Raw genomic sequence first — 26,499 nt, 5'->3', positions numbered from 1 at the left:
GTGGAGTCACGCTGAAACGACGTCGCGCGCGGGAAGCGTGGCGCGGCCGGGACGGCTGGAAGAGATTCGAAAGTTTAGCATAACGAGTAGCAGCAACAGGATCGCGGCGCCGCCGTTGTGCGCGACGGCAATGGGCAGCGGCCATTGCAGCACGATGTTCGAGAGGCCGGTCAGGAACTGGATCACGATCACGAACAATACGCCGTTCGCGGGCTTGCGCAGCGATTCGAATCGTCGCAGGCGGCTCGCGAGCCACAGCAGATACAACACCACGACGATCGCAAAGGTGCGGTGCGTCCAGTGGATCGCGACCAGCGCGTCCTGCGAGATCACGTCGCCGTCGCCGGTCATGCCGAGCGCGCGCCACAGATGGAAGCCGTGCTCGAAGTTCATCGGCGGAATCCATTGGCCGTTGCACAGCGGGAAGTCGGTACACGCGAGCACCGCGTAGTTCGTACTGACCCAGCCGCCCAACGCGATCTGCACAATCAGCAACAGCAAGCCGAACATCGCGGCGGGCATCCAGCGCGCGGCGGCGGTGTCGAGCGACGGAATCGGCGTCATGCGCGCGGCCAGCCAGCCGAGCACGCCGAGCAGCGCCAGTCCGAGCAGCAGATGCGTGGTGACGATCACCGGCTGCAGCTTGAGCGTGACCGTCCATGCGCCGAACGCGCCTTGCAGCAGGATCAGCGCGAGGATGCCGGTCGGCCACCACGGCGACACGTGCAGCGGCCGCTTCCTGATGCGCGCCGTCCACGCGATGATCGTCTGCGCGATGATCAGCACGCCGATCGCCATCGCGAAGTAACGGTGCAGCATCTCGATCCACGCCTTCATCATGCTGACGGGACCGGTGGGCATTGCCTGGTACGCAGCGGCGATCTGCGCGTGCGCAATGAACGGCGACGACGTGCCGTAGCAGCCCGGCCAGTCGGGACAGCCGAGGCCCGAATCGGTCAGGCGCGTGAAGCCGCCGAACATGATCAGGTCGAGCGTCAGAAAAGTGGTGAGCCAGACGAGCTTGCGGAATTTGCTGTCATCGGCCTTGACCCACACATAGGACAGCGGCAGCAGCGCGATGCACACGCCGATCAGCCCCAGTTGCAGTAGGAACATGCTCTCTTACCTTTGCACTTCAGTATCAGGCACGCATCAACCGATCCGCGACCACTTCAACAGCTTGGCCACGTCGCCGTTGATCTTCTTCGGATCGGGATTCTTCGGGAAACGCATCATCAGATTGCCGTTCGGATCGACCAGATAGATGTGGTCCGTCAGCTTCGTGCCGTCATCGACGGGCAGCCACGCGGCCACCGCTTTTTCGTCGGCGACCAGCATGCGCGTGTCGGGTTGCGGATACGCGGCCTTGATGACGTCGGAGACCGGCTTGTCATCGGTGCGCAACCAGACGTTGACCACGCGCTCGCGCTCGCCCGACTGCAGCACGCGCACCTGGCGCATGAAGTAGAGGCGCGTCACGCATTGCTCGTCGCACGCGCTGCCATTCACGGTGATCATCAGCCATTTGCCTTCGAGCGACTTGAGCGGCACGCTCTGCCCCTGCTCGTTCGTCACGACCAGCTGCGAAGGAATGGGCCGTTGCGGTTCGACCAGCGCGCCGTAGCTCGACGTGCCGCCCGCCGGCTTGAACACGTAGTACATCAGATAGGACGCGATCACCGGCGCCGCGCACACGAGCGCCAGCAAGACCAGCATCCAGCGTCCGCTGATCCAGGAGCCTTGCTTGGCCGTGCGTTGCCGGGCGCGGGGATTCTTGTCGGGATCGGTGTCGGCGGCGGTGGAGCGTTGTGTTTGCATCGATGAAACGTGCCTCGGTTCTTCGGTTGTCAGGCGTGGTGTTCGGCTTCTTCGTCGAGCGTGTCGCGTGTCGTGCCCTTCTTCGCGGCGCGCCGCGCGGCGTACAGGCCGAAGCCGACCGCCGCTGCCGCCATGCCCCACCACTGGAACATGTAGCCATAGTTGCGCTCGACGCCCAAGGTCGGCGCGGGCCAGTCGCGCACGAGCTTGTCGCCGGTGTCGTTGGTCTGCTGGATCACGAACGGCTGGAACGACAGACCGGTTTCGGCGGCATACGCGCGGATGTCCAGATTCTGGCGGATCTCCTTGTGCGCGGCCGAGCCGCCATGACCCAGTTCGAAAGCCTGCGACGCATTGGCTCGCGCGATGCCCTGTACGTCGACGACCCCTTTCGGCGTGTCGTACGCCTCGATGCCCGTACGGTCCGCCATGTTGCGCGGCAGCCAGCCGCGATTCACGAGCACGTAGCCGCCGTCCTCGAGTTTAAGCGGCATCACGACATAAAAGCCCGGCTGGTCGTTATACGGACGATTGTCCAGATACACGACGCGTTCCGGCATGAACTCCCCGCGCGCCTCGACGCGATGGAATTCGATCGACTTCAGCGGCAGCGGTTCGACGCCGACAGTCTGCGCCGGCGCATGTTCGAAGGCGAGGATATGCGCATTGAGCGCCTCCTTCTGATGGGCGCGGTCGCGCTGCCAGAAGCCCAGCCGCACCGTCACCGCGACGACGATCAGGATGAGCAGCGTGGGCCAGAAACGAATCTTCATGCGGCAAGCCTTACCGCCGGCATCCGCTTGAGCGGCGCACGGCACAATCCGTCGAGTGAGATAATGGGATGTTTCGATTCCATACTGCTCAAGGTGGTTCCTGACATGGCCTGAAGTGCCGCCAACCGGACCCACGAGCAAACAAGGCTGGCTGGTTTCATGCACATCTTCGTTGCTATCGCATTCATCCTGATCATCGGCAGCCTGGGCTCGGCGCTCTACTTCATGATGACCGACAAGGGCCGCACCAAGCGGATGGTCTGGTCGCTCGCCGCGCGCGTCGGACTGTCCATCTCGCTGTTCCTCTTCATCCTGTTCGCTCATTGGATGGGCTGGATTCAATCCTCGGGCGTGCCGATCGGACGATAACGCCGTTGCGGGCCCTCGCTCGCGAGGCTTAGTGTCGCGCCCCTTCGTCCTGTCCTGCTCACTGCGCTTCAAACGACAACGCCGCCCCTGTGGACTTCGAGGGCGGCGTGTTGGTCACTGCTTCTATGCTCTCTTCGACCGGCGTTGCCACCGGTCGCGCATCGCGGACGGCGCAGCGCGCGGTCCGCTCCAGTCTTCTTACAGCCAGTAGACGACGACGTACAGACCCAGCCACACGACGTCGACAAAGTGCCAGTACCACGCGGCGCCTTCGAAAGCGAAGTGATGCTCCGCCGTGAAGTGGCCGCGGATCAGACGGATCATCACCACCGCCAGCATCGTGCCGCCGAGGAACACGTGGAAGCCGTGGAAGCCGGTCAGCAGGAAGAACGTCGAGCCATACACGCCGGAATTGAGCGTCAGGTTCAGTTCGTTGTACGCGTGGAAGTATTCGTAGCCCTGGCAGAACAGGAAGATCAGGCCCAGCAGCACGGTGGCGCCCAGCCAGATGATCGCTTTCTTGCGGTGGTCTTCACGCAGCGCGTGGTGAGCCACCGTCAGCGTGGCGCCGGAAGACAGCAGCAGCGCGGTGTTGATGGTCGGCAGGGGCCACGGCACCATCGCGCGGAAATGCGGCACGAGCGCGGCGGGACCGTTGTTCGGCCAGACGGCGCTGAAGTCCGGCCAGATCAGCTTGTAGTCGAGGCTGCCGAGCTCATGCAGCGCGATCTGCCGCGCGTAGAACAGCGCGCCGAAGAAGGCCGCGAAGAACATGACTTCCGAGAAGATGAACCAGCTCATGCTCCAGCGGTACGACACATCCACGCGCTTGCCGTACATGCCGCCTTCGGATTCGGAGATGGCGTCGCCGAACCAGTGCCACAGCACGAACAGCACGAACAGCAGGCCGATGAACGTGCCCGCAGGCCCGAAGCTATGACCGTTCACCCACGATGCCAGAGACGCCAGCATGATCAGCAGGCCGGTTGCAGCCATCACCGGATGCCGCGACGGATGCGGCACGAAATAGTACGGGCTCTCGTTTTGACCGCTCATTGTTGATTCTCCACTTCGATCCAGTTGCTTGAATTTTCTTTTCCCGCCGGGCGCATGGCTGGGCCACGTCCCGGCGTTCCGTCTATCCCACTACCGCGCGCACGATCAGCAGCAACACGACGATGAACAGCACCGCGCCGATGACGCCTGCCGCGATCAGATGCAGCGGGTTCAGCTGGGCCGCATCGCTTTCCAGGTCCGCGCGCCGGCGTACGCCGAAGAACGACCAGAACACGGCCTTCATGAGCTTGAGGAAACCACCCTTCGGCGAATCCGCGCTCATGGCTTCAGGTTCCTTTTTCTACCGTCTTCGGCGCATCCAGCTCGAAGAACGTGTACGACAGGGTGATCGTCCTGATGTCCTTCGGCAGCTTCGGGTCGACGACGAACACCACCGGCAGGCGCTTGGTTTCGTTCGGGCCGAGCGTCTGCTGCGTGAAGCAGAAACATTCGATCTTGTTGAAATACTCGGTGGCCTGCTTCGGGGCATAGCTCGGGATGGCCTGCGCCTTCACCGTGCGACCCTGCTGATTGGTCACCTGGTACATCACCGTCATCACTTCGCCGGGGTGGATGTCCAGCGTGTTCTGCTCCGGCTTGAACTGCAGCGGACCGCGTGCGTTCGCATCGAACTCGATGGACACCGTGCGGCTCGCATCCACCTGCGTGTTCTTCGCCTCGCGCGCGCTGACGTCGCGCTGCACGAGGTTGTTGATGCCGGTGACTTCGCAGATGGCCTTGTACATCGGCACCAGCGCGAAGCCGAAGCCGAACATCAGCGCGGCCACGACGAACAGCTTGACGAGCATCGACCGGTTGAACGACCGGTCGACATGCGAATTTTCCTGCGGAGCAGACACTTGGCTTTCCTACCCTCGTGACAACAGGTACTGCCTGACGACGATACCCACAAAGAAAACGGCGGCAATCAACACCATGATGATTCCGAGCCGCTTGTTGCCCGCGCGGATTTCTTCGGGCGTGCGTCTTTTTTGTGGATCCGGGGCCATGCTTTCCTTGGCTTTCCTTGCTCTCGATTCGCGGGGCGCTCGAGAGAGCCGCCCCGCGAAACATTCAGACTGATTACTCGACCGTCGGCGGATGCTCGAAGGTATGGAACGGCGCCGGGCTCGGCACGGTCCATTCGAGGCCTTCCGCGCCATCCCACGGCTTGTCGCTCGCCTTCTCCAGCTCGCCGCCGCCACGATACGTCGGCAGCGCCACCGCGAACAGGAAGTACACCTGCGCCAAGCCGAAGCCGAATGCGCCGATGGTCGCGATCTGGTTGAAGTCGGTGAACTGCGCCGGGTAGTCCGCATAGCGGCGCGGCATGCCCGCGAGACCCAGGAAGTGCATCGGGAAGAACGTGATGTTGAAGAAGATCATCGACGCCCAGAAGTGGATCTTGCCGCGCATCTCGTTGTACATCCAGCCGGTCCACTTCGGCGCCCAGTAGTACCAGCCCGAGAACAGCGCGAACAGCGAACCCGCCACCAGCACGTAGTGGAAGTGCGCCACCACGTAGTAGGTGCCGTGCATCTGGATGTCGAGCGGAGCCATCGAGAGGATCAGGCCCGTGAAGCCGCCCATCGTGAACACGAACAGGAAGCCGATCGCGAACAGCATGGGGGTTTCGAAGGACAGCGCGCCGCGCCACATGGTGGCCACCCAGTTGAAGACCTTCACGCCCGTCGGCACGGCGATCAGCATCGTCGCGTACATGAAGAACAGCTGGCCCGTCACCGGCATGCCGGTCGCGAACATGTGGTGCGCCCACACCATGAACGACAGGATCGCGATCGAAGCCGTTGCGTACACCATCGAGCTATAGCCGAACAGCGGCTTGCGCGAGAACGCCGGGATCACCTGCGACACGATCCCGAACGCCGGCAAGATCATGATGTACACCTCGGGGTGACCGAAGAACCAGAAGATGTGCTGGTACATCACCGGATCGCCGCCGCCTGCCGCGTTGAAGAACGACGTGCCGAAGTGACGATCGAACAGCACCATGGTGATGGCGCCCGCCAGAACCGGCATCACGGCGATCAGCAGGTACGCGGTGATCAGCCAGGTCCATGCGAACATCGGCATCTTCATGAGCGTCATGCCCGGCGCGCGCATGTTGAGGATGGTCACGACGATGTTGATGCCGCCCATGATCGAAGACGCACCCATGATGTGGACCGCGAAAATCGCGAAGTCCATGCCCGGGCCCATCTGCGTGGAGAGCGGCGCGTACAGCGTCCAGCCCGCGGCGGTCGCGCCGCCCGGTGCGAAGAACGAACCGACCAGCAGCACGGCGGCGGCCGGCAGCAGCCAGAAGCTGAAGTTGTTCATCCGCGCGAACGCCATGTCCGATGCGCCGATCTGCAGCGGCACCATCCAGTTCGCGAAGCCGACGAACGCCGGCATGATCGCGCCGAACACCATGATGAGGCCGTGCATGGTGGTCAGCTGATTGAAGAACTCGGGGCGCATGATCTGCAGGCCCGGCTCGAACAGCTCGGCACGGATGCCGAGCGCCATCACGCCTCCGGAGAGGAACATGATGAAGGAGAACAACAGGTACAGCGTACCGATGTCCTTGTGGTTGGTGGCGAAAAGCCAGCGGCGCCAGCCATGCGGCAGCTCGTGCGCATGGTCATCGTGCGCGTGGTCGTGGCCTGCGCCTACATCGTGTCCGATGCTAGACATGACAATCATCTCCTAAAGCGAATACTCGGGGCACTTGGCAATGACGCGTGGTTTTCCGTTGCCAGGTTGCATCGTTCGATGCGGCGAAGGAAAACAGCACGCCAGGCACGTCAAGCAGCCGGACTGATTTCAACGCGACGGGCTTCCTTGTTGTCGGCGCCCCCCGTGATGGTTTCCGGTTTCTTCAACACGATACGGTCTTCCGCTACGCCCGCTGCCTTCAGCGCGTCGCGCACGGCTTGCGCGCGGCGCTTGGCGAGGTCGGCGTTCAGGTCGGCGCCGCCGGTGGCATCGGTGAAGCCGGACAACGCGATCTTCGCGTCCGGATGCGCCTTGGCGTAGGCCGCTGCGGCGTCGACCGCGTTTTTCGCGTCGGCGGGCAGCGTGTCCTTGCCCGTCTCGAAATAGATGCTGGCGGGCAGGCCGGCGGCCTGCGTCGCGCTGCCGGCTTCCGCGCCCGATGCCGCCGGGGCGCTCGCTTCGGCCGCGGCAGGCGCGGCGCTCGCCGCTTCCGGCGCGGAGGCCGATGCCGCCGCTGCCGTGCCGCCGCCTTCGGGCATCTTGCCGGCCTTGGCGTCGATGACCTGCTTCGGTTGCAGCACGTCGCCGGTGTGGTTGCTCCAGCTATTGCGTTCGAAGGTCACGACCGAAGCGATCTCGACGTCGTTCAGCACGCCCTGCCACGAAGGCATCGCGCCCTTGCCGTGCAGCACGAGATTCAGATGCTCGGCGATCGAACCGTTGGCGATCTTCGAGCCGTCGAGCGCCGGGAACTGGCCCGCGCCCTTGCCGGTCGGCTGGTGGCAGACCGCGCAGTTCGACGTGTAGACCTGCTGGCCGCGCGCCATCAGCTCATCCTTCGTGTAGGTCTTGAGCGGATCGTCCTGGCCTGCGGCCATTTTCTTCTTCTGGCCGTCGACCCACTTCGCGTAGTCGTCGGTGGACAGCACTTCCACCACCACCGGCATGTACGCGTGCTCCTTGCCGCAGAGTTCCGTACAGAAGCCGCGGTAGGTGCCGACCTTCTCCGCCTTGAACCAGGTGTCGCGCACGAAGCCGGGGATCGCGTCCTGCTTCACGCCGAAGGCCGGGACATACCACGAGTGCACGACGTCGTTCGCCGTGGTGATGATGCGGATCTTCTTGTCGACCGGCACGACCAGCGGGTTGTCGACTTCCTGGAGATACAGCGTGGAGATGGGCTTCTGGCCGTTGGTCTCGCTGCGCGGCGTGGACAGGGTGGACAGGAAGCTGATGCCTTCGCCCGGACCCTTCACGTAGTCATAGCCCCACTTCCACTGATAGCCGGTGACCTTCACGGTGAGGTCGGCGTTGGAGGTGTCCTTCATCGCAACGACCGCCTTGGTGGCGGGCAGCGCCATCAGGATCACGATGATGAACGGCGCGATGGTCCAGATGATTTCGACCGTGGTGCTTTCGTGGAAGTTGGCGGGCTTGAAGCCCTTCGACTTGCGATGCACGAACATCGAATAAAACATCACCCCGAACACGCCAACGAAGATGACGGTGCAGATGATGAGCATGAAGATATGGAGGCCGTAGAGCTCCTCGGCGATCTTCGTCACGGGCGGCTGAAAGTTGATCTCGTTGACAGCGGGACCGCCTGGACTGTTTTCGACCGCCAGGGCTGCGCCGGCGGAAAGCAGTGCGCCTGCCGCCAGCACGCCCGAGAGGGCTCGCTTGATTGTTTTCATAGCATCCTTACCCAAATTTTCCATTCAAACCCTCGACCCCCGTGGCATCAAGCATCGGCCGGCTCCTTTCGCAGGCGCGCCCGGAGACATCTCAAAGACATCTCAGCGACGCCCGCAGCTCGGCAGCAAAGTGTTGGCGACGATGCTGTGCAAGGTGTTGTCCGATTTTCACCGATTGACCGCGCGAGATGATCGTGAGCGGTTCCCTCGGTGTCGCGCCCGCTTCGACCCGCACCCAACGCGGATTGAACTCGAACTGCGTCAGCTCTTCGGCGTTCATCTGCTCGATCAACAACCGGTTTTGATACAGCCGGATTCGCTCGTAGTCCACCGCATGACGCGCGTAAATCACGAACGCAATGCCTGTGACCGTCAGTTCGATTCCGGTGAACGGCAGCACCAGCCAGGCGCCATTCAGGAACAGCGGCGTTGCGATTGCCAGCGAAAACAACGCAAGCGACAGATAGAAGCCCACGAACTGACGCGGCGATACCGAACAGTTGCGCTTCATGAGCCAGTCCTTGATGACCGGCTCGGTATCCGTCAGCGTCTGGCTGGCTTGCATCGCTGCCTCCATCAATCCGCACGCAATCGCATACTTTTGCTCGGATTTCGCCCAAAATTGTGTCAGCCCGGGCGACAAACTGACGCATTATAGGCGTCTTGAGGGGCATCCACAAGCAAGGGTCGTAACGCTGGAAAGCCAAGCGCCACAAGCTTCTGCGCCCTTTTGACGCACCTTTTTGCGCAGCTTTTCCACGCAAATTTCAGACATAACCTGAGCCCTATTTACGGCTCAGCGCTTCTCCCTACAACTTCCTTTTCGGTCCTCGCCCGATATCCTCGAGCCGCACGATGCCGTGTCCTTCAGCCGTAGTGCGCGGCACGCCCTTCCATGCGTGGCCGTAGATCACCTCGAAGGTCAGCGGAATGGTGCCGTCGTCGCGGCGCAGCGCCTCCAGCGCCTGGTGCACCGCGCCGCGCACCGCTTGCGGATCCGCGCGGCCTGCCGCGTAAACCCGGACGGACGGATACGCGCCCCAGCGCGTCACGTCGGCCAGCAAGGAATCAGGGGACTTGTAGGTAATGGTCAGGACTTCCTGATCCATCACCGGAATTTCGAAGCCGCTCTCCACGAGCATGTCGCCGAGATCATGCATGTCGACGAAATCGATCGTGTGCGGCACGGGCGCGAGACCCAGCGTGCGCTCGGCTTCGCGATACGCGGCTCGCAGCTCGCGCAGCGTGTCGGGGCCGAAGGTGCTGAACATGAGCAGGCCGTTGACCTTCAGCACGCGCTGCCATTCCGGGAACACGAGGTCCGGGCGCGCGTGCCAGTGCAGCGCGAGATTCGACCAGAGCAATTCGAAGGCGCCCGATGCGAACGGCAGCTCGGAGAAATCAGCCTGAGCGAGTTGCGGACCGCGCGCGCCGAGCGCCTTGGCGAGTGTCGCAGGGAGGAAGCGCCGCCAGCCTGCGCCGGCATCGCCATCGGCGGCCTCGGCGGCGTGCGCGCGTGTGAGCATTGCAGACGAAAGATCGACGCCTGTCACCGAAGCTTCGGCGAAACGTTCCCGCAGGCCGGGTAGATCGGCGCCCATGCCGCATGCCGCGTCGAGCACGCGCAACGGGGCAACCTTGATGTAGTCGAGCCGCTCGCGCATCCGTTCCGCGATCTCGCGCGGCAGGAATGCGACCTCGTCGAAGGCAGCGGCGCGGTCGTCGAAGATCGCGCGCAAACGGCGCGAATCATAGGCCGGACGGCTGGTTTCGGAGGAGGTTGGGGACATGTCGATCTATTTGCGAAGAGTGCGAAGTATACTCGGTCGTCTCGAAAACGACCCATGCGAAGTGCTGATACGAGGCATAAAGGCCGCAGAACGCATAACGATTGCGTGGAAAGCAGCCGGGTCGAGCCATCATTTTTCCGGGCAAGCGGCCTTGAACGCCAACACGATTCGTCCATCGCCGGCTGCCAGCGGCGTCATGCGCCTGCGCGCACTCGGCACAACGTTGAAGCGCCTCGTCTCGGCCGCGCTGCCGGGACAGTGCGCGCTATGCGGCAATTTGTCGCAAAGCCTGTTGTGCCCGGGATGCGATGCGCAAGTCTGGAACGAGCCGCGGATGCGCTGCGCCACGTGCGCCCTGCCGCTGACCGTGTTTCAGCTCCGCCGCAGCAGCGACGATACGCGTTGTCATTGCGGCGCGTGCCTCGACAAACCGCCAGCCTTCAACGATACGCTCGCGCTCGCCGACTATCGCGCGCCGCTCGATACGCTGGCCGTCGGACTCAAGTTTCGTGGCCAGCTCGCGGCGGCCACGGCGTTCGCGCGGCATCTGCATGGCGTGTTCGAGGACAGCGGCCTGCCCCGGCCGGACGTGCTCGTTGCGGTGCCGTTGTCGCGCAGGCGGCTCGTCGAACGGGGCTATAACCAGGCTTGGGCGATCGCGCGTCCGCTCGGGCGCCTGATGGGCGTGCAAAGCGATGCGGCACTCGTGGTGCGCAATCGGCACACGCCGGCGCAATCGCGGCTCGATCAGGAGACACGCCGCCGCAATGTTGCCGAGGCGTTTTCGATTTCGCGAGCGGTGCGCGGCCTGCACGTCGGCGTGGTGGATGACGTGATGACCTCGGGCGCAACGCTCGACGCGCTCGCCCATACGCTCAAGCGAGCCGGCGCGCGCCGCGTCACCAACTTCGTGGCGTTGCGCACGCCGCAGGATTAACTCATTTCATCTTCAGACTGTCATGTTCAACGTCGTACTCGTCGAACCCGAAATTCCGCCGAACACCGGCAACGTGATCCGCTTGTGCGCCAACACCGGGGCGCGGCTGCATCTGATCGAGCCGCTCGGCTTCCCGCTCGACGACACCAAGATGCGCCGCGCCGGCCTCGATTATCACGAGTATGCCGAGATGAACGTGCATGCCAGTTGGGACGCGTTCATCGGGAAGGAAGCGCCGGACACGGCGCGCATGTTCGCGTTCACGACGCGCGGCTCGACGCCGTTCTTCGATCACGCATTCAGACCCGGCGACTGGTTCGTGTTCGGCGCCGAAACGCGCGGACTCGCGCCTGAGCTGCTGGAACGCTTTCCGAACGAACAGCGCGTGCGCCTGCCGATGCGGCCCGGCAACCGCAGCCTGAACCTGTCGAATACGGTGGCGATCGTGACGTTCGAGGCCTGGCGTCAGGCCGGTTTCGAAGGCGGCGCCTGAGGGTCGGGTTGAGACTGGAGTGCGGCCTGGAGTTCGGCCTGATAGCGCGCGAGCATGTCGTCCTGGAAGCAGGCGAAGATCACGCGCTGGATGCCAGGCGCGGCGGGCAGGGTTTGAATGACTGTGCGCACGGCGATCGGCACGGCCTGCTCGACGGGAAAGTGATAGATGCCGCAACTGATGGCCGGGAACGCGATCGACTCGCAGCCGGCCTGAGCCGCCAGTTCGAGCGCGCGCCGGTAACAGCTTGCAAGCAGTTCGGGCTCGTTCTTGTTGCCGCCGCTCCAGCGCGGCCCGACAGCGTGAATCACGTGTTTCGCCGGCAGGTCATAGCCTGCGGTGAGCTTCGCGTCGCCGGTTTCACAGCGGCCGAGCGTTTCGCATTCGCGCAGCAGATTCTTCCCCGCCTTGCGATGAATCGCACCGTCGACACCGCCGCCGCCCAGCAACGATTTGTTCGCCGCGTTGACGATGGCATCGACTTGCAGCGTCGTGATGTCGACCTTTCGGGCTTCGAGCTGGGCCATGGCGCGCCTCCGGTTCGGGGACTTCAGGAACGTTGAAGACGCGCCTGTCCGCTCCTGCGCGGACCTATTCCGCCTTCGCGTCCCGATTGAGCAGCGCCTGCACGGCATCGCGCGGCGCTATCTGCTCGAAAAGCACACGGCATACCGCCTGCGTGATCGGCATCTCGATGCCGCGCGACTGCGCGAGCGACAGGACAGCGCGTGCGCAACGCACGCCTTCCGCGACGTGGCCGAGCGCGGTGAGAATCTCGTCGAGCGTGCGGCCGCTCGCCAGCTGCACGCCGACGGTACGGTTGCGCGACAGGTCGCCCGTCGCGGTAAGGATCAGGTCGCCCAGGCCGGTCAGGCCCGTGAAGGTCTCCGCCCGCCCGCCGAGCGCGACGCCCAGCCGCGACATCTCGGCCAGCCCGCGCGTGACCAGCGCGGCGCGCGCGTTCAAACCGAGACCGAGACCGTCTGAGATGCCGGTGGCGATGGCGAGCACGTTCTTCACCGCGCCGCCGACTTCCACGCCGATGACATCGTCGCCCGTATAGATGCGCATGGCGCCGTGATGAAACGCCGAAACCGTGCGCGCGGCCAGTTCCGCCGATGCGCTCGCAACCGTCAGCGCGACCGGCAGGCCCTGCCCCACTTCGCGCGCGAAGCTCGGGCCGGACAGCGTGCCGTTGCTCCGGTGCCCGGGCAGTTCGGCCGCGACGACTTCATTGGGCAGGCACTGCGTGTCGGCCTCGAAGCCCTTGCAGAGCCACACCACATGCGCCGGAACGATGCCTTCCTGATGCATGGCGCGGCACAACTGGCGCAGCCCCGCGACCGGTGCGGCGACGACGCACAGCGCGTCATCCGCGCACGCGTGCCGCAGCGCGGCGGCGAGATTCGTCTCGAACGCCAGCGACGAAGGCAAGCTCACGCCGGCCAGATAGCGCGTGTTTTCGTGCGTGCGGGAGAGTGTTTCGATGAGCGCGGCGTCGCGCGCCCACAAGGTCGTGTCGTGCCGCGCCGCGAGGTGGCCCGCCAATGCGGTGCCCCACGCGCCGGCGCCGAGAACGGCTACTTTCATTGCCCGGCTCCGGTCGGCAGAAGTCGCGGGAATTTAATGCGTGGCGCCGTTCGCCGCGCCTTCCTGCGCGGTGGCGAGCTGAGCCATGCGTTGTTCGTACAGCGCCTGGAAATTGATTTCCGCGAGGTGAATGGGGGGGAAACCGGCGCGCGTGATGGCGTCGGCGATATTCGAGCGCAGGTACGGGAACAGGATGGTGGGGCACGCAATGCCGACGAGCGGATCGATCTGTTCAGCCGGAATGTTGCGAATGTCGAAGATGCCAGCCTGCTTCGCTTCGATCAGGAACGCCACCTTGCTCGTGACCTTGGCCGTGACGGTGCCCGTGACCAGCACTTCGAACACGCTTTCCGCGAGACGGTCGGCCTTCACGTCGACTTCGACTTCCACCGAGGGCATTTCCTGCTCGAGGAAGATGGCCGGCGAATTCGGCTGCTCGAGCGACATGTCCTTCAGATAGATGCGCTGGATGTTGAAAAACGGCTGGTTGTTCTCGTCGGACATAGTAATTTCCTAGGTGATTCGGTATGGACGCGCGGTGTCAGGATGAACCGCGCGCCGGAATGCGAGCTGCGTCAGGCCGATTCGAGCAGCGGCACGAGGCCGCCCTTGCGGTCGAGCGCGGAAAGGTCGTCATAGCCGCCGACGTGCGTTTCGCCGATATACACCTGCGGCACGGTGCGACGGCCGGTGCGCGTCATCATTTCCTCGCGGCGGCCGGGTTCGCGGTCGATCAGGATCTTCTCGATGGCTTCGACCCCGCGGGACTTTAGAAGACGTTCGGCCATCTGGCAATACGGGCACACGACGGTGCTGTACATGACAACTTTCTTCACTTCACTGCTCCTTGTTTCACCACCGGCATGCCGGCTTTCTGCCAGGCATCGACGCCGCCTTCCAGGACATGGACTTCGGCGTAGCCTGCTTCGGACACGCTGCGGCTCGCACGTTGCGATTGTTGACCAGTCTGGCAGACGAGCACGACCGGATTACTCTTATTCTTTGCGATCTGGCCAATTTTTGCTTGGAGCTCGGAGACTTCGAGATTGCGCGCGGACGGCAGGTGGCCGTTGGCGAATTCCGCGGCCGGCCGCAGGTCCACCACGACGGCGTTGCGGCGGTTGATCAGCGTGGTGGCCTCGGCGGCGGAAATGCCGCCCCGGCCGCGCCGCATGATGGCCGGCCACAGGAGCAGCGCGCCGGACACGAGCGCGATGACGATGAGTGCGATGTTCTGGTATTCAGTGAAAAACTTCACGTCGAGGGCCGCCGAAATTGAGTGAAAAAGGGAGAAACAGAAATGAGGGCAATCGGGGCATTATAAAATAACCGTTTCCCGCGATGGCCTCTGCCATTCGGCCAATGGCGCCGCGACGCGCGCGCAGGCAGGATGACGGGGTGCGATCGGCGCACCCGCTTTTCCAACTGACCGACCGAAATCATGTACAAGCTAGTGCTCATCCGCCACGGCGAATCGACGTGGAACAAGGAAAACCGCTTTACCGGCTGGGTCGACGTCGACCTGACCGAGCAAGGCAAGCGCGAAGCCCGCCAGGCCGGCGTGCTGCTGAAGGAAGCAGGCTATGCGTTCGACATTGCCTACACCTCGGTTCTGAAACGCGCCATCCGCACGCTGTGGCACGTGCAGGACGAAATGGACCAGATGTATATCCCGGTCGTGCACTCGTGGCGCCTGAACGAACGCCACTACGGCGCGCTCGCGGGCCTCAACAAGGCCGAGACCGCGAAGAAGTACGGCGATGATCAGGTCCTCGTCTGGCGCCGCAGCTACGACACCCCGCCGCCCGCGCTGGAGCCGTCGGACGAGCGCGCGTCGTTCAACGATCCGCGCTACGCCAAGGTGCCGCGCGAGCAACTGCCGCTCACCGAATGCCTGAAGGACACGGTCGCGCGCGTCCTGCCCATCTGGAACGAATCCATTGCGCCGGCCATCAAGTCGGGCAAGCAGGTCGTGATCTCGGCGCACGGCAATTCCATCCGCGCGCTGGTCAAGTATCTCGACAACGTTTCGGATCAGGACATCGTCGGGCTGAACATTCCGAACGGCGTGCCGCTCGTCTATGAACTGGACAGCGAACTGAAGCCCATCAAGCATTACTACCTGGGCGATCCGGAAGCCATCGCCGCCGCGCAGGCCGCGGTCGCCAAGCAGGGCAAGGCGGGCTGACGCACACGGGGCTCGCCGGCCATCCCGGCTTCGGCCGGACGCTCGCGAACTGGCCTGCGCGTCGCGTTTATCGCTCGCGTCGCTCGCGTCGCGCCCATCGCGCAGGCAGAGGCACTTTCGGGGGGCGCGTCCCTTGCCGCATATGACGCCCCGCTGACGCCTCGCGGGCCGCATCGACAGCAACGTCCATGACCGGGCTCATCCCCTGCTGGTGGGCATGCGAGCCCCGGGCATTTAAGTTGCGATTAAGTCGCCATTTGAGACGAGCAGGTATACTGGCCCGTCACCACGATGCAGCCCATCCGATTCCGACCGCACCCCCTCTATGCGAAAGAACCTGAAAAACTTCAGCCTGGTCGCCGTTGGCGTTGCTGCCGGCGCACTGGCAACCCTGCAGATCTCTGCCTTCGCGCAACAAGCCGCATCGTCGCCTCTGCCGCTCGACCAACTGAGGCTCTTCGCCGAAGTCTTCGGTCAGATCAAGCACGAATACGTCGAACCCGTCGATGACAAGAAGCTCCTCACCGCCGCCATCAAGGGCATGGTGTCGAGCCTCGACCCGCACTCGTCCTACCTCGACAAGACCGACTACGAGGAACTCCAGGAACAGACCAAGGGCCGCTTCGCCGGGCTGGGCATCGAGATCTCGTCGGAAGACGGGCTCATCAAGGTCATCTCGCCGATCGAAGACACGCCCGCGTTCCGCGCCGGCATCCGTCCGGGCGACCTGATCACGCGCATCAACGACAAGCCGGTGCGCGGCATGACGCTCGACAAGGCCGTCAAGCAGATGCGCGGCGAGCCGGGCACCAAGGTCACGCTGACCATCTTCCGCAAGAGCGACGACCGCACCTTCCCGCTCACCGTCACGCGCGCCGTGATCCGCGTGCAGTCGGTGAAGATGAAGATCGCCGAGCCGGGTTATGGCTACATCCGCATTACGAGCTTCCAGGAACGCACGGTGCCGGACCTCGCCGCGAAGCTGCAAGACCTCGCGCGCCAGCAACCGAACCTGAAGGGCCTCGTGCTCGACCTGCGCAACAACGGCGGCGGACTGCTGCAAAGCGCGGTCGGCGTTGCGGGCGCGTTCCTGCCGGACAACTCCGTGGTCGTCTCCACGAACGGCCAGATCGCGGACGCGAAGCAGACCTTCCGCGACACCTATGACAACTACCGTCTGCCGTCCTTCGATTCCGACCCGTTGAAGAACGTGCCGGAAATCTTCAAGAAGGTGCCGATGGTCGTGCTGACCAACGCCTACTCGGCGTCGGCGTCGGAAATCGTCGCGGGTGCGCTGCAGGATCATCACCGCGCGCTGATCGTCGGCAAGACCACGTTCGGCAAGGGCTCGGTGCAGACCGTGCGCCCGATGACCGCGGACACCGCGCTGCGTCTCACCACGGCGTACTACTACACGCCGAGCGGCAAGTCGATCCAGAACCAGGGCGTGCGTCCTGACGTGCCGGTCGACCAGTACGCGGACGGCGATCCGGACGACGCGCTCGTCACGCGCGAAGTGGATTACTCGAACCACCTCGCGAACACGCAGGATCCGAACGAGAAGAAGGAGCAGGAGCAACGCGAGGCGGACCGTCTCGAGCAACTGCGCATTCTCGAAGAGCAGAACGACAAGAAGACCCCCGAGCAGCGCCGCAAGGATCGCGAGCGCAAGCCGGTCGAGTTCGGCAGCTCGGACGACTTCATGCTGCAACAGGCTCTGAACAAGCTGGAAGGCAAGACGGTGGTCGAGTCGAAGTCGTACAGCGAACGCAAGCTCGCGCAGAACAAGCCGGGACGTTCGGCTTCGGCGCCGGTCGTCGCGCCGCCGGCACTGCCGGCCACGCCGGGCTCCGCGCCGGCGTCGGGTGCGCAGCCTGCCTCTTCGCCGACCGCGCAGCAGTCGAAGTAAGCGAGTCAGCGTCGTACACGAAGGGCTTCGCGGCATCGCGCCGCGAAGCCCTTCGTCTTTGGTGCGCTTAAAATATCCGGTTCCAGCGCGCCGTTCTCACCGGCGTCCCTTCGCGGCACTCACAGCGCATTCCACAGCGCGAGCTCGATGAACGACGATCAACTCCTCCGCTATTCCCGCCATATTCTCGTCGATGAGATCGGCATCGAGGCGCAGCAGCGCTTCCTCGATGCGCATGCGCTCATCGTCGGCGCGGGTGGTCTGGGCGCGCCCGCGGCGATGTATCTGGCGGCGGCAGGCGTCGGCAGGATCACGCTGGTCGATGCCGATACCGTCGACCTCACCAACCTGCAACGGCAGATCGTGCACATGACGCGCTCGGTCGGAACGCCCAAGGTGGAATCGGCGCGTGAGACGCTGAACGCGCTCAATCCGGAGGTGAACGTCATTGCGGTGAACGCGCGCGCCGACGCTGCGTGGCTCGCGCTCAATGTGCCCGGCGCCTCGGTCGTGCTCGATTGCAGCGACAACTTCGCCACGCGCCACGCCATCAACGCGGCCTGCGTCGAGCACAAGGTGCCGCTCGTGTCGGGCGCGGCGCTGCGTTTCGACGGCCAGATCAGCACCTTCGATCTGCGCTCGCCGGACTCGCCTTGCTACGCGTGTGTGTTTCCGCCGGACCAGGCGTTCGAGGAAGTCGCCTGCTCGACGATGGGCGTGTTCGCGCCGACGGTCGGCATCATCGGCGCGATGCAGGCGGCGGAAGCGCTGCGCGTGATCGGCGGCTTTGGCGAGACGCTCGCGGGCCGGCTGATGATGCTCGACTCGCTGCGCATGGAATGGAACACGATGAAGATCGCGCGACAGCCGGACTGTCCGGTCTGCGGCGCGCATCGCAAGGCTTGAAGAACTTCAGACCTTCTGCAGCACGTTGAGCGCGGCCAGCAGTTCATTGGGCTCGTAGGCCGCGAGCACGTCGGCGACCGGCTTGTCGAACGCCTTCAGGTTCGAACGCAGGATCTCCTGCTTCACCACGAGCAACTGGCTCGGATGCATCGAGAACTCGGTCAGCCCGAGTCCGAGCAGCAGCCGCGTGGTCGACGGATCGCCGGCCATTTCCCCGCACACCGACACCGGCACGCCTGCGCGCTTCGCCTCGCGCAAGGTGAACGCGATCAGGTTCAGCACCGCCGGATGCAGCGGATCGTACAGATGCGCGACGGCATTGTCCGCGCGATCGATCGCGAGCGTGTACTGGATCAAATCGTTCGTGCCGATCGACAGAAAATCCAGCCGGCTCAGGAACAGCCGCACGGCAATGGCCGCAGCGGGAATCTCGATCATCGCGCCGACCTGCACCTGACGGTCGTAGCCAATGCCCGCGTCATCGAGCTGGCGCTTGGCCTCGCGGATCAGGTCCAGCGTCTGGTCGATTTCCTGCGCGTGCGCGAGCATCGGAATCAGGATCTTGGTCGGGCCGAACGCCGATGCACGCAGGATCGCGCGCAGCTGCGTCATGAACATCTGCGGCTCGGACAGGCTCCAGCGGATTGCACGCAAGCCGAGCGCCGGGTTCGGCGCGGTTTCGTAGCCGTCGCCGCCGCTCATCGAATCGAGCGGCTTGTCGGCGCCGACGTCGATCGTGCGGATCGTCACGGGTTTGCCGTTCATCAGCTCGACCGCGCGCTTGTACGCTTCGAACTGTTCCTCCTCTTCCGGCAGCCGGTTCTTGTGATTCATGAAGAGGAACTCGGTGCGGAACAGGCCGACGCCCATTGCGCCTGCCTCCACGGCGACCTTCGCGTCCTCCGGCAATTCGATGTTCGCGCACAGCTCGATCTTCGTGCCGCACAGCGTCTGGGTCGGCGAGAACTTGAGGCGCTGGAGCTTGCGCTGTTCCAGCTGCTTTTCGCTCTGGCGATAGGAATACTCTTCGAGGACGATCGGCGCCGGATCGACGATCACGATGCCATGGTCGCCGTCGACGATGATCAGATCGTTCTGACGGATCAGCACGCTCGCCTGCTGCACGCCGACCGACGCCGGAATCCCCAGACTGCGCGCGACGATCGCCGTATGCGACGTGCGCCCGCCGAGATCCGTCACGAAGCCCTTGAACGCCTGCGTCTTGAACTGGAGCATGTCGGCCGGCGCGATATCGTGCGCGACGACAATCATTTCGTTGTGACCGTTGCTCGCGGCCGTATGCACGACCAGCGAAGCAGCGGTGGGCGCGCCGGCCAGCGCCTTCAGCAGCCGTTCGACCACCTGCTCGATGTCTGCCTTGCGCTCGCGCAGATATTCGTCTTCGATGTCGTCGAAATAGCCGCCGAGAATATCCAGTTGTTCGGTCAGCGCCCACTCGACGTTGTAGCGGCGTGTACGGATGAGGTCGATGGTTTCCTGCACGAGCATGGCGTCGTTCAGGATCATGGTATGGACATCGATGAAGGCGCCCATTTCGCTGGGCGCATCGGCGGCGAGGTCGCTGCGCAGTTCCGCGAGTTCCGCGACGACAGCGGCCTGCGCCGCAAGAAACCGTTCGATTTCCGCGTCGATCTGATCGGGGTCGATCAGGTAATGCGCCACGTCGAGCGCCGCCGGCGCGATCAGATAGGCGCGTCCGATGGCAATGCCGCGCGAGACGGGAATTCCATGCAGCGTGAACGACACGCGCACCTCCTCTAGTTGTGATGTCGCAGCCCCTCGAGCGCCCCTCGGTGGGCGCCAGCCGCTCGCTCATTATAAATTCGAAACTGCTGTCCAGTCCCGGAACAGCGGGTCGCAGCAAGGCCGGCACGGTTGTGGCGTCGTTGCTGCAAACGGCGCAGATGCAAAAAAGCCGCGACGGTGCGCGGCTTTTTCGGATCTTCTTTCGGATATTTCCATGACGGGTGAAAGCGTGTTACTGACCTTCCCCGAATTTGTCGGCGATCAGCGCCAGGATGGCCTGCATGGCTTCGGCTTCGTCGGCGCCTTCGGTCTCGATGGTGACCGTGCTGCCGATCCCCGCCGCCAGCATCATCACGCCCATGATGCTCTTGGCATTGATCCGGCGGCCGTTCCGGCTCATCCAGATCTCACATTGAAAGTTGCCCGCCAGTTGCGTGAGCTTCGCCGAAGCGCGTGCGTGGAGACCCAGCTTGTTCACGATTGTTGTTTCTTGTTGCAGCATGATGCTCCGAACGCTAGGTAGAAAAAGTGAGCGGCGTCAGTGGCTGGCGGCGGCCTTGGCGTTCTCGAGATCGGCGCTCGCGGAACAGGCCGGATCGGGCGAACCGGCGGCTTTGGCGGCGAGCGCGCAGGGGTTCATCGGCGTGGATGCGTCCAGCTCCTGGATGCCCTTCGAGCCGCCCTGGAGAATCTTTTCAGTGAGCGTGTCGAGCGGCGTGGCGCGGTAGCAGACGGCGCGCACGAGCATCGGCAGGTTGCAGCCGGCGAGCACGCGCACGTCGGAATCGTGCAGGCTGGCGGCGATGTTCGCCGGCGTCGCACCGAAAACGTCCGTCAGCACGATCGCACCGTTGTCTTCCTTCAGACGATCGATCTCCGACCGCGCGAAGGCCCGCACCTCGACCGGATCGCAGTCCGGCGTGACATCGATGACGCCGATGCGCGCGGGCAAACCACCGTAGATATGAGCAATACACTCGCGTAGCGCGGTGGCGAAAGGTGCGTGCGCGATGATCAGAATGCCAGCCATGTCAGGAATGCCATCTCAGCAAAAATCAGACGGAATCGTCAGAGTTCGCTCGAAAGCGCGCGAGCGGCGCGGCCATATCACCCAAATGGGCTCAAGACTGCGAATATCAACGAGCATGCAATCCACGCGCCCGTTGCTTCGATACTGTTACATCACCCTGCGCGTGCTGGCTTAAGACAGCTTTAAAGCGCAGGGGAACCAATTGTAACAGTCTCTCCCGACTCGTTTCTGGCCGCTGCCCACCCGTTCCACCACGGTATCCCGCTCAGTGAACCGCGCGCTCCAGTGCGTCGATGAACATGCCCGCGACGTCGAAGCCCGTCTGATCCATGATTTCGCGGAAGCACGTGGGGCTCGTGACGTTGACCTCGGTGAGATAGTCGCCGATGGCGTCCAGACCCGCGAGCAACAGGCCGCGTTCCTGCAGCACCGGCCCGAGCGTTTCCGCGATTTCGCGATCGCGCGCCGACAGCGGCTGCGCGCGGCCGAGCCCGCCCGCCGCCAGATTGCCGCGCACTTCGCTGCCCTGCGGAATGCGCGCGAGCGAGTAAGGCACCGGCTGGCCGCCGATCACCAGAATGCGCTTGTCGCCGTCCTTGATCTCGGGAATGAAGCGCTGCGCCATCACCGTGCGCGCGCCGTCCTCCGACAGCATCTCGACGATCGACCCGAGATTCATGCCGTCCGCCTTCACGCGGAACACGCCCATGCCGCCCATGCCGTCGAGCGGTTTCAGGATGACGTCGCCATGCTCGGCGTGGAACGCGCGTAGCCGTGCGGCGTCGCGGGTGACCAGAGTAGGCGTGACGAACTGCGGCCATTCCGCGATGGCGAGCTTCTCCGAGTGATCGCGAATCGCCTGCGGTTTGTTGAAGACGCGCGCGCCGTTGCGCTCGGCGATCTCCAGCAGCCACGTGGCGTTCACATACTCCATGTCGAAGGGCGGATCCTTGCGCATCAGCACCGCATCGAAATGGGTGAGCGCGAGATGCTCGGCCTGTTCGGCCGCGAACCACGGCCAGCGGTCACTGTTCGCCTCGTCACCGACGATCGCAATGCGCCGCACGCCCGCCTCGACCTTCGTGCCGGTCCACGCGAGATGCTGCGGCTCGCACGCGTACAGCACGTGGCCGCGCCGCGCGGCTTCGGCCATCATCGCGTAGGTCGTGTCCTTGTAGATCTTGAAGCGGTCGAGCGGGTCGGCGATAAAGAGAATGTTCATGACGATTTGCGGGTTCGGTGCGCGGCCTGCGAGCTTACCGCAAGCCGCCCGATCACACCTGAATGGCTTCCGGGTCGGTCTTTTCCAGCTCGACCGATGCGGCCAGGAGCCCCAGCCGCGCCACCACGCCATACATGTAGAAGCGGTTCGGCGGCGCGGCGCCGGGCTTCGCGTGAGTGTCCGGCAGCGCCGTGTGCTCGAAGCCGAGCGGCACGAAATGCATGCCCGGCGCGTTGAGGTTCTGGTCGCGCTCGCGCGATTCGTGCACGCGGTAGAAGCCGCCGACCACATAGCGGTCGATCATGTACACGACCGGCTCGGCCACCGCGTTCTCGACGCGCTCGAAGGTGTGCACGCCTTCCTGCACGATCACGTCATGCACCTGCAAGCCTTCCTTCGCGTCGTTCATGCGGACGCGCTCGCGCTTGGTCAGCGCCGCGACCTCGCTGGCGTCGTGCACCGTCATCACGCCCTTGCCGTAGGTGCCGGCATCCGCCTTGATGACCACGTACGGCTTCTCGCTGATGCCGTACTCGCGATACTTCTTCGCGATCTTCTTGAGCACGCCGTCGATGGCGTCGGCGAGCGCTTCCTCGCCGGTTCGCGCCTCGTAATCCACGCCTTCCACGTGCGCGAAGTACGGATTCACCATCCACGGATCGATCTCGACCAGCTTCGAGAACTTCTTCGCGACGTCGTCATAGCAGGAAAAGTGCGTCGACTTGCGCCGCACCGCCCAGCCCGCGTGCAGCGGCGGCAGCAGGTACTGCTCGTGCAGGTTCTCCAGCACGGGCGGGATGCCGGCCGAGAGATCGTTGTTGAGCAGGATCGAGCACGGGTCGAAATTCTTCAGGCCCAGACGGCGCGGCGTGCGTTCGAGCGGTTCGAGCACGATCTTCTGGCCGTCCGCGAGCGCGATGGTCACCGGACCATGAATGTTTTCATCGAGCGTGCCGAAGCGGATGTTGAGCCCGGCCTGACGCATGATGAGCGCGAGACGCGCGACGTTCTCCAGATAGAACGCGTTGCGCGTGTGGCGCTCGGGAATCACGAGCAGATTCTTCGCGTCCGGACAGATTTTCTCGATCGACGCCATCGCCGCCTGCACCGCCAGCGGCAGCACTTCTTGCGGGAGATTGTTGAAGCCGCCGGGGAACAGGTTGGTGTCGACGGGCGCGAGCTTGAACCCCGCGTTGCGCAGGTCGACCGAACAGTAAAACGGCGGCGTGTGCTCCTGCCATTCGAGCCGGAACCACCGTTCGATGGCGGGCATGGCCTCGAGGATTTTCCGCTCGAGGTCGAGCAGCGGGCCATTCAACGCCGTGACTAAATGCGGAACCATGTAGTACTCGCAGTGCGTTTTGCATGTGACCGGAAAGGCGCTCAAGCCCCCGCCGGCCGGATACAGGGGAGCGAAGATTGTAGAGCAATTGCCTTGCCCAATTGGGGATGAACCGGCAATTGGCAAGGTTTCCCGGGCTTGATGCGTCGGCCTTCCGGGCCCGATGCGCCACGATCCGCCCCGCTCCCATGGACGAAACCCCGACGCGCGCTCCAGGCAAAAAAATGCCCGCCGGAACAGGCGGGCAAAGTCGCTGCGCTCATACCTTCGCGCTGGCCGGACGCCCTCTCGCGACGTCCGGCAAACCTCGTTCTTACTCGACGTGTTCGCCGTGCAACGTAACGTCGAGACCCTCGCGTTCCTGTTCTTCGGTGACGCGCAGGCCCATGGTCATGTCGATGACCTTCAGCAGGATGAAGCTCACCACGCCGCTGTAGATCAGCGTGACGAGCACGCCCTTGGCCTGGACCAGCAGGCTGCCGTCGAAGCCGCCGATGTCCTTCACCGCGAACACGCCCGTCAGCAACGCGCCGATGATGCCGCCCACGCCGTGCACGCCGAACGCATCGAGCGAGTCGTCGTAGTTGAACTTGTGCTTGAGCCAGGTGGCCGACCAGAAGCAGACCACGCCGGCCACGATGCCGATCACGATCGCGCCCGTCACGCCGACGAAGCCCGATGCCGGCGTCACCGCCACCAGGCCGGCAACCGCGCCCGAGATGATGCCCAGCACGGACGGCTTGCCCTTGGTAATCCACTCCGCGAACATCCAGCCGAAGGCGGCGAAGGCGGTGGCGATCTGCGTCGTGAGCATCGCGAAGCCGGCACGGCCGTCAGCCGCGACCGCCGAACCCGCGTTGAAGCCGAACCAGCCCACCCACAGCATCGATGCGCCGATCAGCGACAGCACCAGGTTGTGCGGCGCCATCACTTCGCGGCCGTAGCCGACGCGCTTGCCGAGCACCAGACAGCACATCAGGCCCGCGATACCGGCGTTGATGTGGACCACGGTGCCGCCGGCGAAGTCGAGCACGCCCGCCGACGCGAGCCAGCCGGTCGGTTCCCAGACCATGTGGGCGATCGGCGAGTAGACGATCAGCGACCACAGCGTCATGAACACGAGCATCGCCGAGAACTTCATGCGGTCCGCAAACGCACCGGTGATGAGCGCCGGCGTGATGATCGCGAAGGTCAGCTGGAACGCGAAGTAGACCGACTCCGGAATCGTCGAGGCGAGGTGGCTCACGGTGAGCGTCGTTGCCTTGTCGCCCTTGATGTAGGCCATGCCGTGCAGGAACACGCGCGAGAACCCGCCCAGGAACGAGCCGCCCGGCGTGAACGCGATGCTGTAGCCGACCACGGTCCAGATGATCGTGATCAGGCAGCAGATCGCGAAGCTCTGCATCACGGTCGCGAGCACGTTCTTCTTGCGGACCATGCCGGCGTAGAACAGCGCGAGGCCCGGAATCGTCATGAACAGCACGAGGGCCACCGAAGTCAGCATCCACGCGGTGTCGCCCGCGCTGATCTTCGACGAATCGACCATGAACGGTTCGGTCGGCGCGGCAGGTGCGGCGTCCGAGGCGCCGGAAGCCGCCGCGGCCGCTTCAGCCGACGAGGCCATCGCGGTGTTGGCGGAAGCCGGTGCGCTGGCGGCGGTGTCCGACGACGCGGGAGCCGAGGTCGCGGCCGGAGCCGACGCGTCCTGCGCGAGAGCGGTGCCGACATTCGCGCCGATCAGCGCGCCCGCCACCATCAGTGACATCAAAAAATTACGCATTCTTCTGGTTCCTCTTATCGCCAATTTCTTCTTAGAGCGCGTCGGCGCCGGTCTCGCCGGTGCGGATGCGGATAACTTGTTCGATTGCGGTGACGAAGATCTTGCCGTCGCCGATCTTGCCGGTGCGCGCGGCGCGTTCGACGGCTTCTATCGCCTGGTCGACGATGTCGTCCGACACGGCGGCCTCGATCTTCACTTTCGGCAGGAAGTCGACGACGTATTCCGCGCCACGGTAAAGCTCGGTGTGGCCCTTCTGCCGGCCGAAGCCTTTCACCTCGGTCACCGTGATGCCCGAGACGCCGATGGCCGAGAGCGCTTCGCGCGCTTCGTCCAGCTTGAACGGCTTGATGATTGCGGTAATGAGCTTCATGTATCCCTCGAGGTGGTGTGCTGATCCTTCGTTGCCTTCTGAAGCGGGATGCGCCGGGTGTTACCGCCATGTCCGCAGGTCCACGCCGCCGGGAGCAGCGTGCCGAAAAGGTCGCGCCAGTTATGCAACTCGTATGCCATGCGAGTGTTCATGCGGGTTTGCGCGATTTTTCGAAACGCGAGGGCAAAGTCTCGGCCGAACGGCCAGCGCGCGCCGCGCCTGCTGGCGTCGAGGTGGGTTCATTGCTAGAGTGGCCTCGAAGTCCCGCAAAAAGGGGCACGGGCGGGATACGCGAGGCACTGCGGCGCTAAAATCGCGGCGCCTTGAAGGTGCGCCGAGGCGTGGCGGCGTGAAAGCCGGCACGCACCAAAATCGACCATTCGATTATTCGGGGCACTGACCTAACAATGAATGCACTATTTCTGTGCAAAGAAGGGAGCAACGATGAAACAGCCCAACGACGTTTTCAACGATCTGCAGCAGAAGATGAGCGATCTCTTCAAGAATTCGCCGGCCAAGGACGTCGAACGGAACATGAAGGCCATGCTGTCGCAGGGCTTTTCGAAGCTTGATCTCGTGACCCGCGAGGAATTCGACACGCAGACGCAGGTGCTGATGCGCACGCGCGCGCGGCTGGAAGAACTCGAGAAGCGCGTCGCGCAACTCGAGCAGCGTCTTGCCGGCGGGGGTGGAGGCAGTACCGCGCAGGACTGAGGCTCCTCACTCCTCATCCGCGTATCCCGGCCA

General features: G+C 64.0%; 30 protein-coding genes. 7 read left to right on the top strand and 23 right to left on the bottom strand.

Translation table 11 applies throughout. From position 1 onward, the window contains the following. Window positions 1–6 precede the first annotated feature (6 nt). From QCE83_RS00935 to QCE83_RS00925, 3 genes are read right to left on the bottom strand one after another with little or no spacing between them, the layout of a single operon-like run. On the bottom strand, window positions 7–1,116 hold the full coding sequence (locus QCE83_RS00935) for a COX15/CtaA family protein (protein ID WP_309807101.1): 1,110 nt from the start codon (window positions 1,114–1,116) through the stop codon (window positions 7–9). Window positions 1,117–1,152: 36 nt separating this feature from the next. Next, window positions 1,153–1,818, bottom strand: coding sequence for a cytochrome C oxidase subunit I (locus QCE83_RS00930; RefSeq protein ID WP_309807100.1), 666 nt, complete (start codon window positions 1,816–1,818; stop codon window positions 1,153–1,155). Window positions 1,819–1,847: 29 nt separating this feature from the next. Next, entirely contained in the window at window positions 1,848–2,591 is a 744-nt protein-coding gene (locus QCE83_RS00925) for an SURF1 family protein (protein WP_309807099.1), read from the bottom strand. A 159-nt stretch (window positions 2,592–2,750) separates the two neighbouring features. Here QCE83_RS00925 and QCE83_RS00920 point away from each other — a divergent pair, with 159 nt between their 5' ends. Beyond that, the gene (locus QCE83_RS00920; protein WP_309807098.1) at window positions 2,751–2,960 is read left to right on the top strand and encodes a twin transmembrane helix small protein; all 210 of its coding nucleotides are present in this window, start codon (window positions 2,751–2,753) and stop codon (window positions 2,958–2,960) included. A gap of 198 nt (window positions 2,961–3,158) precedes the next feature. On the opposite strand, the gene QCE83_RS00915 is transcribed toward QCE83_RS00920, so the two are convergent. The 8 genes from QCE83_RS00915 to QCE83_RS00880 form a co-directional block, all read right to left on the bottom strand. Beyond that, the gene (locus QCE83_RS00915) at window positions 3,159–4,016 is read right to left on the bottom strand and encodes a cytochrome c oxidase subunit 3 (protein ID WP_309807097.1); all 858 of its coding nucleotides are present in this window, start codon (window positions 4,014–4,016) and stop codon (window positions 3,159–3,161) included. 82 nt (window positions 4,017–4,098) lie between these two features. After that, on the bottom strand, window positions 4,099–4,299 hold the full coding sequence (locus tag QCE83_RS00910; RefSeq protein WP_309807096.1) for a DUF2970 domain-containing protein: 201 nt from the start codon (window positions 4,297–4,299) through the stop codon (window positions 4,099–4,101). 4 nt (window positions 4,300–4,303) lie between these two features. Next, window positions 4,304–4,876: a cytochrome c oxidase assembly protein gene (locus QCE83_RS00905; RefSeq protein WP_309807095.1), complete on the bottom strand. Its 573-nt coding sequence runs from the start codon at window positions 4,874–4,876 to the stop codon at window positions 4,304–4,306. Window positions 4,877–4,885: 9 nt separating this feature from the next. Continuing rightward, entirely contained in the window at window positions 4,886–5,026 is a 141-nt protein-coding gene (locus tag QCE83_RS00900; RefSeq protein WP_309807094.1) for a cytochrome oxidase small assembly protein, read from the bottom strand. Between the two features lie 73 nt (window positions 5,027–5,099). Beyond that, the gene (gene ctaD / locus QCE83_RS00895) at window positions 5,100–6,713 is read right to left on the bottom strand and encodes a cytochrome c oxidase subunit I (RefSeq protein WP_309807093.1); all 1,614 of its coding nucleotides are present in this window, start codon (window positions 6,711–6,713) and stop codon (window positions 5,100–5,102) included. A gap of 110 nt (window positions 6,714–6,823) precedes the next feature. After that, the gene (gene coxB / locus QCE83_RS00890; protein WP_309807092.1) at window positions 6,824–8,452 is read right to left on the bottom strand and encodes a cytochrome c oxidase subunit II; all 1,629 of its coding nucleotides are present in this window, start codon (window positions 8,450–8,452) and stop codon (window positions 6,824–6,826) included. A gap of 67 nt (window positions 8,453–8,519) precedes the next feature. Beyond that, a complete protein-coding gene (locus QCE83_RS00885; RefSeq protein ID WP_309811333.1) occupies window positions 8,520–8,993 on the bottom strand; it encodes a DUF2244 domain-containing protein in 474 nt (157 codons plus the stop codon). Between the two features lie 244 nt (window positions 8,994–9,237). Then, window positions 9,238–10,218, bottom strand: a complete 981-nt coding sequence (locus tag QCE83_RS00880; RefSeq protein WP_309807091.1) for a methyltransferase domain-containing protein — start codon at window positions 10,216–10,218, stop codon at window positions 9,238–9,240. A gap of 196 nt (window positions 10,219–10,414) precedes the next feature. On the opposite strand from QCE83_RS00880, the gene QCE83_RS00875 reads away from it, so the two are divergent. Together QCE83_RS00875 and trmL are read left to right on the top strand one after the other, a co-directional pair. Next, on the top strand, window positions 10,415–11,155 hold the full coding sequence (locus QCE83_RS00875) for a ComF family protein (RefSeq protein ID WP_309811328.1): 741 nt from the start codon (window positions 10,415–10,417) through the stop codon (window positions 11,153–11,155). Window positions 11,156–11,177: 22 nt separating this feature from the next. After that, window positions 11,178–11,648 carry a tRNA (uridine(34)/cytosine(34)/5-carboxymethylaminomethyluridine(34)-2'-O)-methyltransferase TrmL gene (gene trmL / locus QCE83_RS00870; RefSeq protein WP_309807090.1) on the top strand — a complete coding sequence of 157 codons (471 nt, stop codon included), beginning with the start codon at window positions 11,178–11,180 and terminating at the stop codon, window positions 11,646–11,648. Here the strand turns inward: trmL and QCE83_RS00865 are convergent. The 5 genes from QCE83_RS00865 to QCE83_RS00845 all read right to left on the bottom strand — a co-directional run bounded on the left by QCE83_RS00865 (window position 11,621) and on the right by QCE83_RS00845 (window position 14,496). Then, a complete protein-coding gene (locus QCE83_RS00865; protein ID WP_309807088.1) occupies window positions 11,621–12,175 on the bottom strand; it encodes an O-acetyl-ADP-ribose deacetylase in 555 nt (184 codons plus the stop codon). The genes trmL and QCE83_RS00865 overlap by 28 nt on opposite strands. Before the next feature lie 64 nt (window positions 12,176–12,239). Then, a complete protein-coding gene (locus tag QCE83_RS00860) occupies window positions 12,240–13,238 on the bottom strand; it encodes an NAD(P)H-dependent glycerol-3-phosphate dehydrogenase (protein ID WP_309807087.1) in 999 nt (332 codons plus the stop codon). Between the two features lie 33 nt (window positions 13,239–13,271). Next, entirely contained in the window at window positions 13,272–13,742 is a 471-nt protein-coding gene (gene secB, locus QCE83_RS00855; RefSeq protein ID WP_309807086.1) for a protein-export chaperone SecB, read from the bottom strand. A 71-nt stretch (window positions 13,743–13,813) separates the two neighbouring features. After that, the gene (gene grxC, locus QCE83_RS00850) at window positions 13,814–14,074 is read right to left on the bottom strand and encodes a glutaredoxin 3 (RefSeq protein ID WP_309807085.1); all 261 of its coding nucleotides are present in this window, start codon (window positions 14,072–14,074) and stop codon (window positions 13,814–13,816) included. Then, window positions 14,071–14,496, bottom strand: a complete 426-nt coding sequence (locus tag QCE83_RS00845) for a rhodanese-like domain-containing protein (RefSeq protein WP_309807084.1) — start codon at window positions 14,494–14,496, stop codon at window positions 14,071–14,073. Before QCE83_RS00845 ends, grxC begins: the two co-directional genes overlap by 4 nt. A 183-nt stretch (window positions 14,497–14,679) precedes the next feature. On the opposite strand from QCE83_RS00845, the gene gpmA reads away from it, so the two are divergent. The 3 genes from gpmA (at window position 14,680) to QCE83_RS00830 (ending at window position 18,241) form a co-directional block, all read left to right on the top strand. Continuing rightward, complete coding sequence (gene gpmA, locus QCE83_RS00840; RefSeq protein ID WP_309807083.1) at window positions 14,680–15,426, top strand: 2,3-diphosphoglycerate-dependent phosphoglycerate mutase; 747 nt, start codon at window positions 14,680–14,682, stop codon at window positions 15,424–15,426. A 325-nt stretch (window positions 15,427–15,751) separates the two neighbouring features. Next, the gene (locus QCE83_RS00835) at window positions 15,752–17,335 is read left to right on the top strand and encodes a S41 family peptidase (protein WP_309807082.1); all 1,584 of its coding nucleotides are present in this window, start codon (window positions 15,752–15,754) and stop codon (window positions 17,333–17,335) included. A gap of 147 nt (window positions 17,336–17,482) precedes the next feature. Next, on the top strand, window positions 17,483–18,241 hold the full coding sequence (locus QCE83_RS00830) for a molybdopterin-synthase adenylyltransferase MoeB (protein WP_309807081.1): 759 nt from the start codon (window positions 17,483–17,485) through the stop codon (window positions 18,239–18,241). A gap of 6 nt (window positions 18,242–18,247) precedes the next feature. On the opposite strand, the gene ptsP is transcribed toward QCE83_RS00830, so the two are convergent. From ptsP to QCE83_RS00795, 7 genes are all read right to left on the bottom strand, one after another. Next, the gene (gene ptsP, locus QCE83_RS00825) at window positions 18,248–20,008 is read right to left on the bottom strand and encodes a phosphoenolpyruvate--protein phosphotransferase (RefSeq protein ID WP_309807080.1); all 1,761 of its coding nucleotides are present in this window, start codon (window positions 20,006–20,008) and stop codon (window positions 18,248–18,250) included. A 232-nt stretch (window positions 20,009–20,240) separates the two neighbouring features. Continuing rightward, on the bottom strand, window positions 20,241–20,510 hold the full coding sequence (locus tag QCE83_RS00820; protein WP_008351787.1) for an HPr family phosphocarrier protein: 270 nt from the start codon (window positions 20,508–20,510) through the stop codon (window positions 20,241–20,243). Window positions 20,511–20,546: 36 nt separating this feature from the next. Next, on the bottom strand, window positions 20,547–21,038 hold the full coding sequence (locus tag QCE83_RS00815; RefSeq protein WP_309807079.1) for a PTS sugar transporter subunit IIB: 492 nt from the start codon (window positions 21,036–21,038) through the stop codon (window positions 20,547–20,549). Window positions 21,039–21,303: 265 nt separating this feature from the next. Next, entirely contained in the window at window positions 21,304–22,260 is a 957-nt protein-coding gene (gene gshB / locus QCE83_RS00810; RefSeq protein ID WP_309807078.1) for a glutathione synthase, read from the bottom strand. Between the two features lie 52 nt (window positions 22,261–22,312). Then, window positions 22,313–23,602 carry a glutamate--cysteine ligase gene (gshA, locus tag QCE83_RS00805; protein WP_309807077.1) on the bottom strand — a complete coding sequence of 430 codons (1,290 nt, stop codon included), beginning with the start codon at window positions 23,600–23,602 and terminating at the stop codon, window positions 22,313–22,315. Window positions 23,603–23,915: 313 nt separating this feature from the next. Further along, window positions 23,916–25,382, bottom strand: a complete 1,467-nt coding sequence (locus tag QCE83_RS00800) for an ammonium transporter (protein WP_309807076.1) — start codon at window positions 25,380–25,382, stop codon at window positions 23,916–23,918. A gap of 31 nt (window positions 25,383–25,413) precedes the next feature. Beyond that, on the bottom strand, window positions 25,414–25,752 hold the full coding sequence (locus tag QCE83_RS00795; RefSeq protein ID WP_014190273.1) for a P-II family nitrogen regulator: 339 nt from the start codon (window positions 25,750–25,752) through the stop codon (window positions 25,414–25,416). A 444-nt stretch (window positions 25,753–26,196) separates the two neighbouring features. Between QCE83_RS00795 and QCE83_RS00790 the strand changes: the two genes are divergently transcribed. Then, window positions 26,197–26,466 (top strand): accessory factor UbiK family protein, encoded by a 270-nt coding sequence (locus QCE83_RS00790; RefSeq protein ID WP_309807075.1) that lies wholly within the window; start codon window positions 26,197–26,199, stop codon window positions 26,464–26,466. Window positions 26,467–26,499 lie beyond the last annotated feature (33 nt).

It is taken from the genome of Caballeronia sp. LZ034LL (assembly GCF_031451215.1).
In the GTDB taxonomy this organism is placed as follows: domain Bacteria; phylum Pseudomonadota; class Gammaproteobacteria; order Burkholderiales; family Burkholderiaceae; genus Caballeronia.
The sequence above is the reverse complement of the archived record's forward strand: the minus strand, read 5'-3'. Positions and strand labels throughout refer to the sequence as shown.

Bases quoted from the DNA above. Each gene is read 5' to 3' on its own strand.
- QCE83_RS00900 (WP_309807094.1), bottom strand. From the start codon at position 5,026: ATGGCCCCGGATCCACAAAAAAGACGCACGCCCGAAGAAATCCGCGCG.
- QCE83_RS00835 (WP_309807082.1), top strand. From the start codon at position 15,752: ATGCGAAAGAACCTGAAAAACTTCAGCCTGGTCGCCGTTGGCGTTGCT.
- coxB (WP_309807092.1), bottom strand. From the start codon at position 8,452: ATGGAAAATTTGGGTAAGGATGCTATGAAAACAATCAAGCGAGCCCTC.
- QCE83_RS00915 (WP_309807097.1), bottom strand. From the start codon at position 4,016: ATGAGCGGTCAAAACGAGAGCCCGTACTATTTCGTGCCGCATCCGTCG.
- trmL (WP_309807090.1), top strand. From the start codon at position 11,178: ATGTTCAACGTCGTACTCGTCGAACCCGAAATTCCGCCGAACACCGGC.
- gshA (WP_309807077.1), bottom strand. From the start codon at position 23,602: ATGGTTCCGCATTTAGTCACGGCGTTGAATGGCCCGCTGCTCGACCTC.
- QCE83_RS00830 (WP_309807081.1), top strand. From the start codon at position 17,483: ATGAACGACGATCAACTCCTCCGCTATTCCCGCCATATTCTCGTCGAT.
- QCE83_RS00800 (WP_309807076.1), bottom strand. From the start codon at position 25,382: ATGCGTAATTTTTTGATGTCACTGATGGTGGCGGGCGCGCTGATCGGC.
- QCE83_RS00880 (WP_309807091.1), bottom strand. From the start codon at position 10,218: ATGTCCCCAACCTCCTCCGAAACCAGCCGTCCGGCCTATGATTCGCGC.
- QCE83_RS00885 (WP_309811333.1), bottom strand. From the start codon at position 8,993: ATGCAAGCCAGCCAGACGCTGACGGATACCGAGCCGGTCATCAAGGAC.
- QCE83_RS00935 (WP_309807101.1), bottom strand. From the start codon at position 1,116: ATGTTCCTACTGCAACTGGGGCTGATCGGCGTGTGCATCGCGCTGCTG.
- QCE83_RS00865 (WP_309807088.1), bottom strand. From the start codon at position 12,175: ATGGCCCAGCTCGAAGCCCGAAAGGTCGACATCACGACGCTGCAAGTC.
- QCE83_RS00795 (WP_014190273.1), bottom strand. From the start codon at position 25,752: ATGAAGCTCATTACCGCAATCATCAAGCCGTTCAAGCTGGACGAAGCG.
- QCE83_RS00820 (WP_008351787.1), bottom strand. From the start codon at position 20,510: ATGCTGCAACAAGAAACAACAATCGTGAACAAGCTGGGTCTCCACGCA.
- QCE83_RS00815 (WP_309807079.1), bottom strand. From the start codon at position 21,038: ATGGCTGGCATTCTGATCATCGCGCACGCACCTTTCGCCACCGCGCTA.
- QCE83_RS00790 (WP_309807075.1), top strand. From the start codon at position 26,197: ATGAAACAGCCCAACGACGTTTTCAACGATCTGCAGCAGAAGATGAGC.
- QCE83_RS00920 (WP_309807098.1), top strand. From the start codon at position 2,751: ATGCACATCTTCGTTGCTATCGCATTCATCCTGATCATCGGCAGCCTG.
- secB (WP_309807086.1), bottom strand. From the start codon at position 13,742: ATGTCCGACGAGAACAACCAGCCGTTTTTCAACATCCAGCGCATCTAT.
- QCE83_RS00910 (WP_309807096.1), bottom strand. From the start codon at position 4,299: ATGAGCGCGGATTCGCCGAAGGGTGGTTTCCTCAAGCTCATGAAGGCC.
- QCE83_RS00925 (WP_309807099.1), bottom strand. From the start codon at position 2,591: ATGAAGATTCGTTTCTGGCCCACGCTGCTCATCCTGATCGTCGTCGCG.
- ctaD (WP_309807093.1), bottom strand. From the start codon at position 6,713: ATGTCTAGCATCGGACACGATGTAGGCGCAGGCCACGACCACGCGCAC.
- QCE83_RS00860 (WP_309807087.1), bottom strand. From the start codon at position 13,238: ATGAAAGTAGCCGTTCTCGGCGCCGGCGCGTGGGGCACCGCATTGGCG.
- gshB (WP_309807078.1), bottom strand. From the start codon at position 22,260: ATGAACATTCTCTTTATCGCCGACCCGCTCGACCGCTTCAAGATCTAC.
- QCE83_RS00930 (WP_309807100.1), bottom strand. From the start codon at position 1,818: ATGCAAACACAACGCTCCACCGCCGCCGACACCGATCCCGACAAGAAT.
- QCE83_RS00875 (WP_309811328.1), top strand. From the start codon at position 10,415: ATGCGCCTGCGCGCACTCGGCACAACGTTGAAGCGCCTCGTCTCGGCC.
- gpmA (WP_309807083.1), top strand. From the start codon at position 14,680: ATGTACAAGCTAGTGCTCATCCGCCACGGCGAATCGACGTGGAACAAG.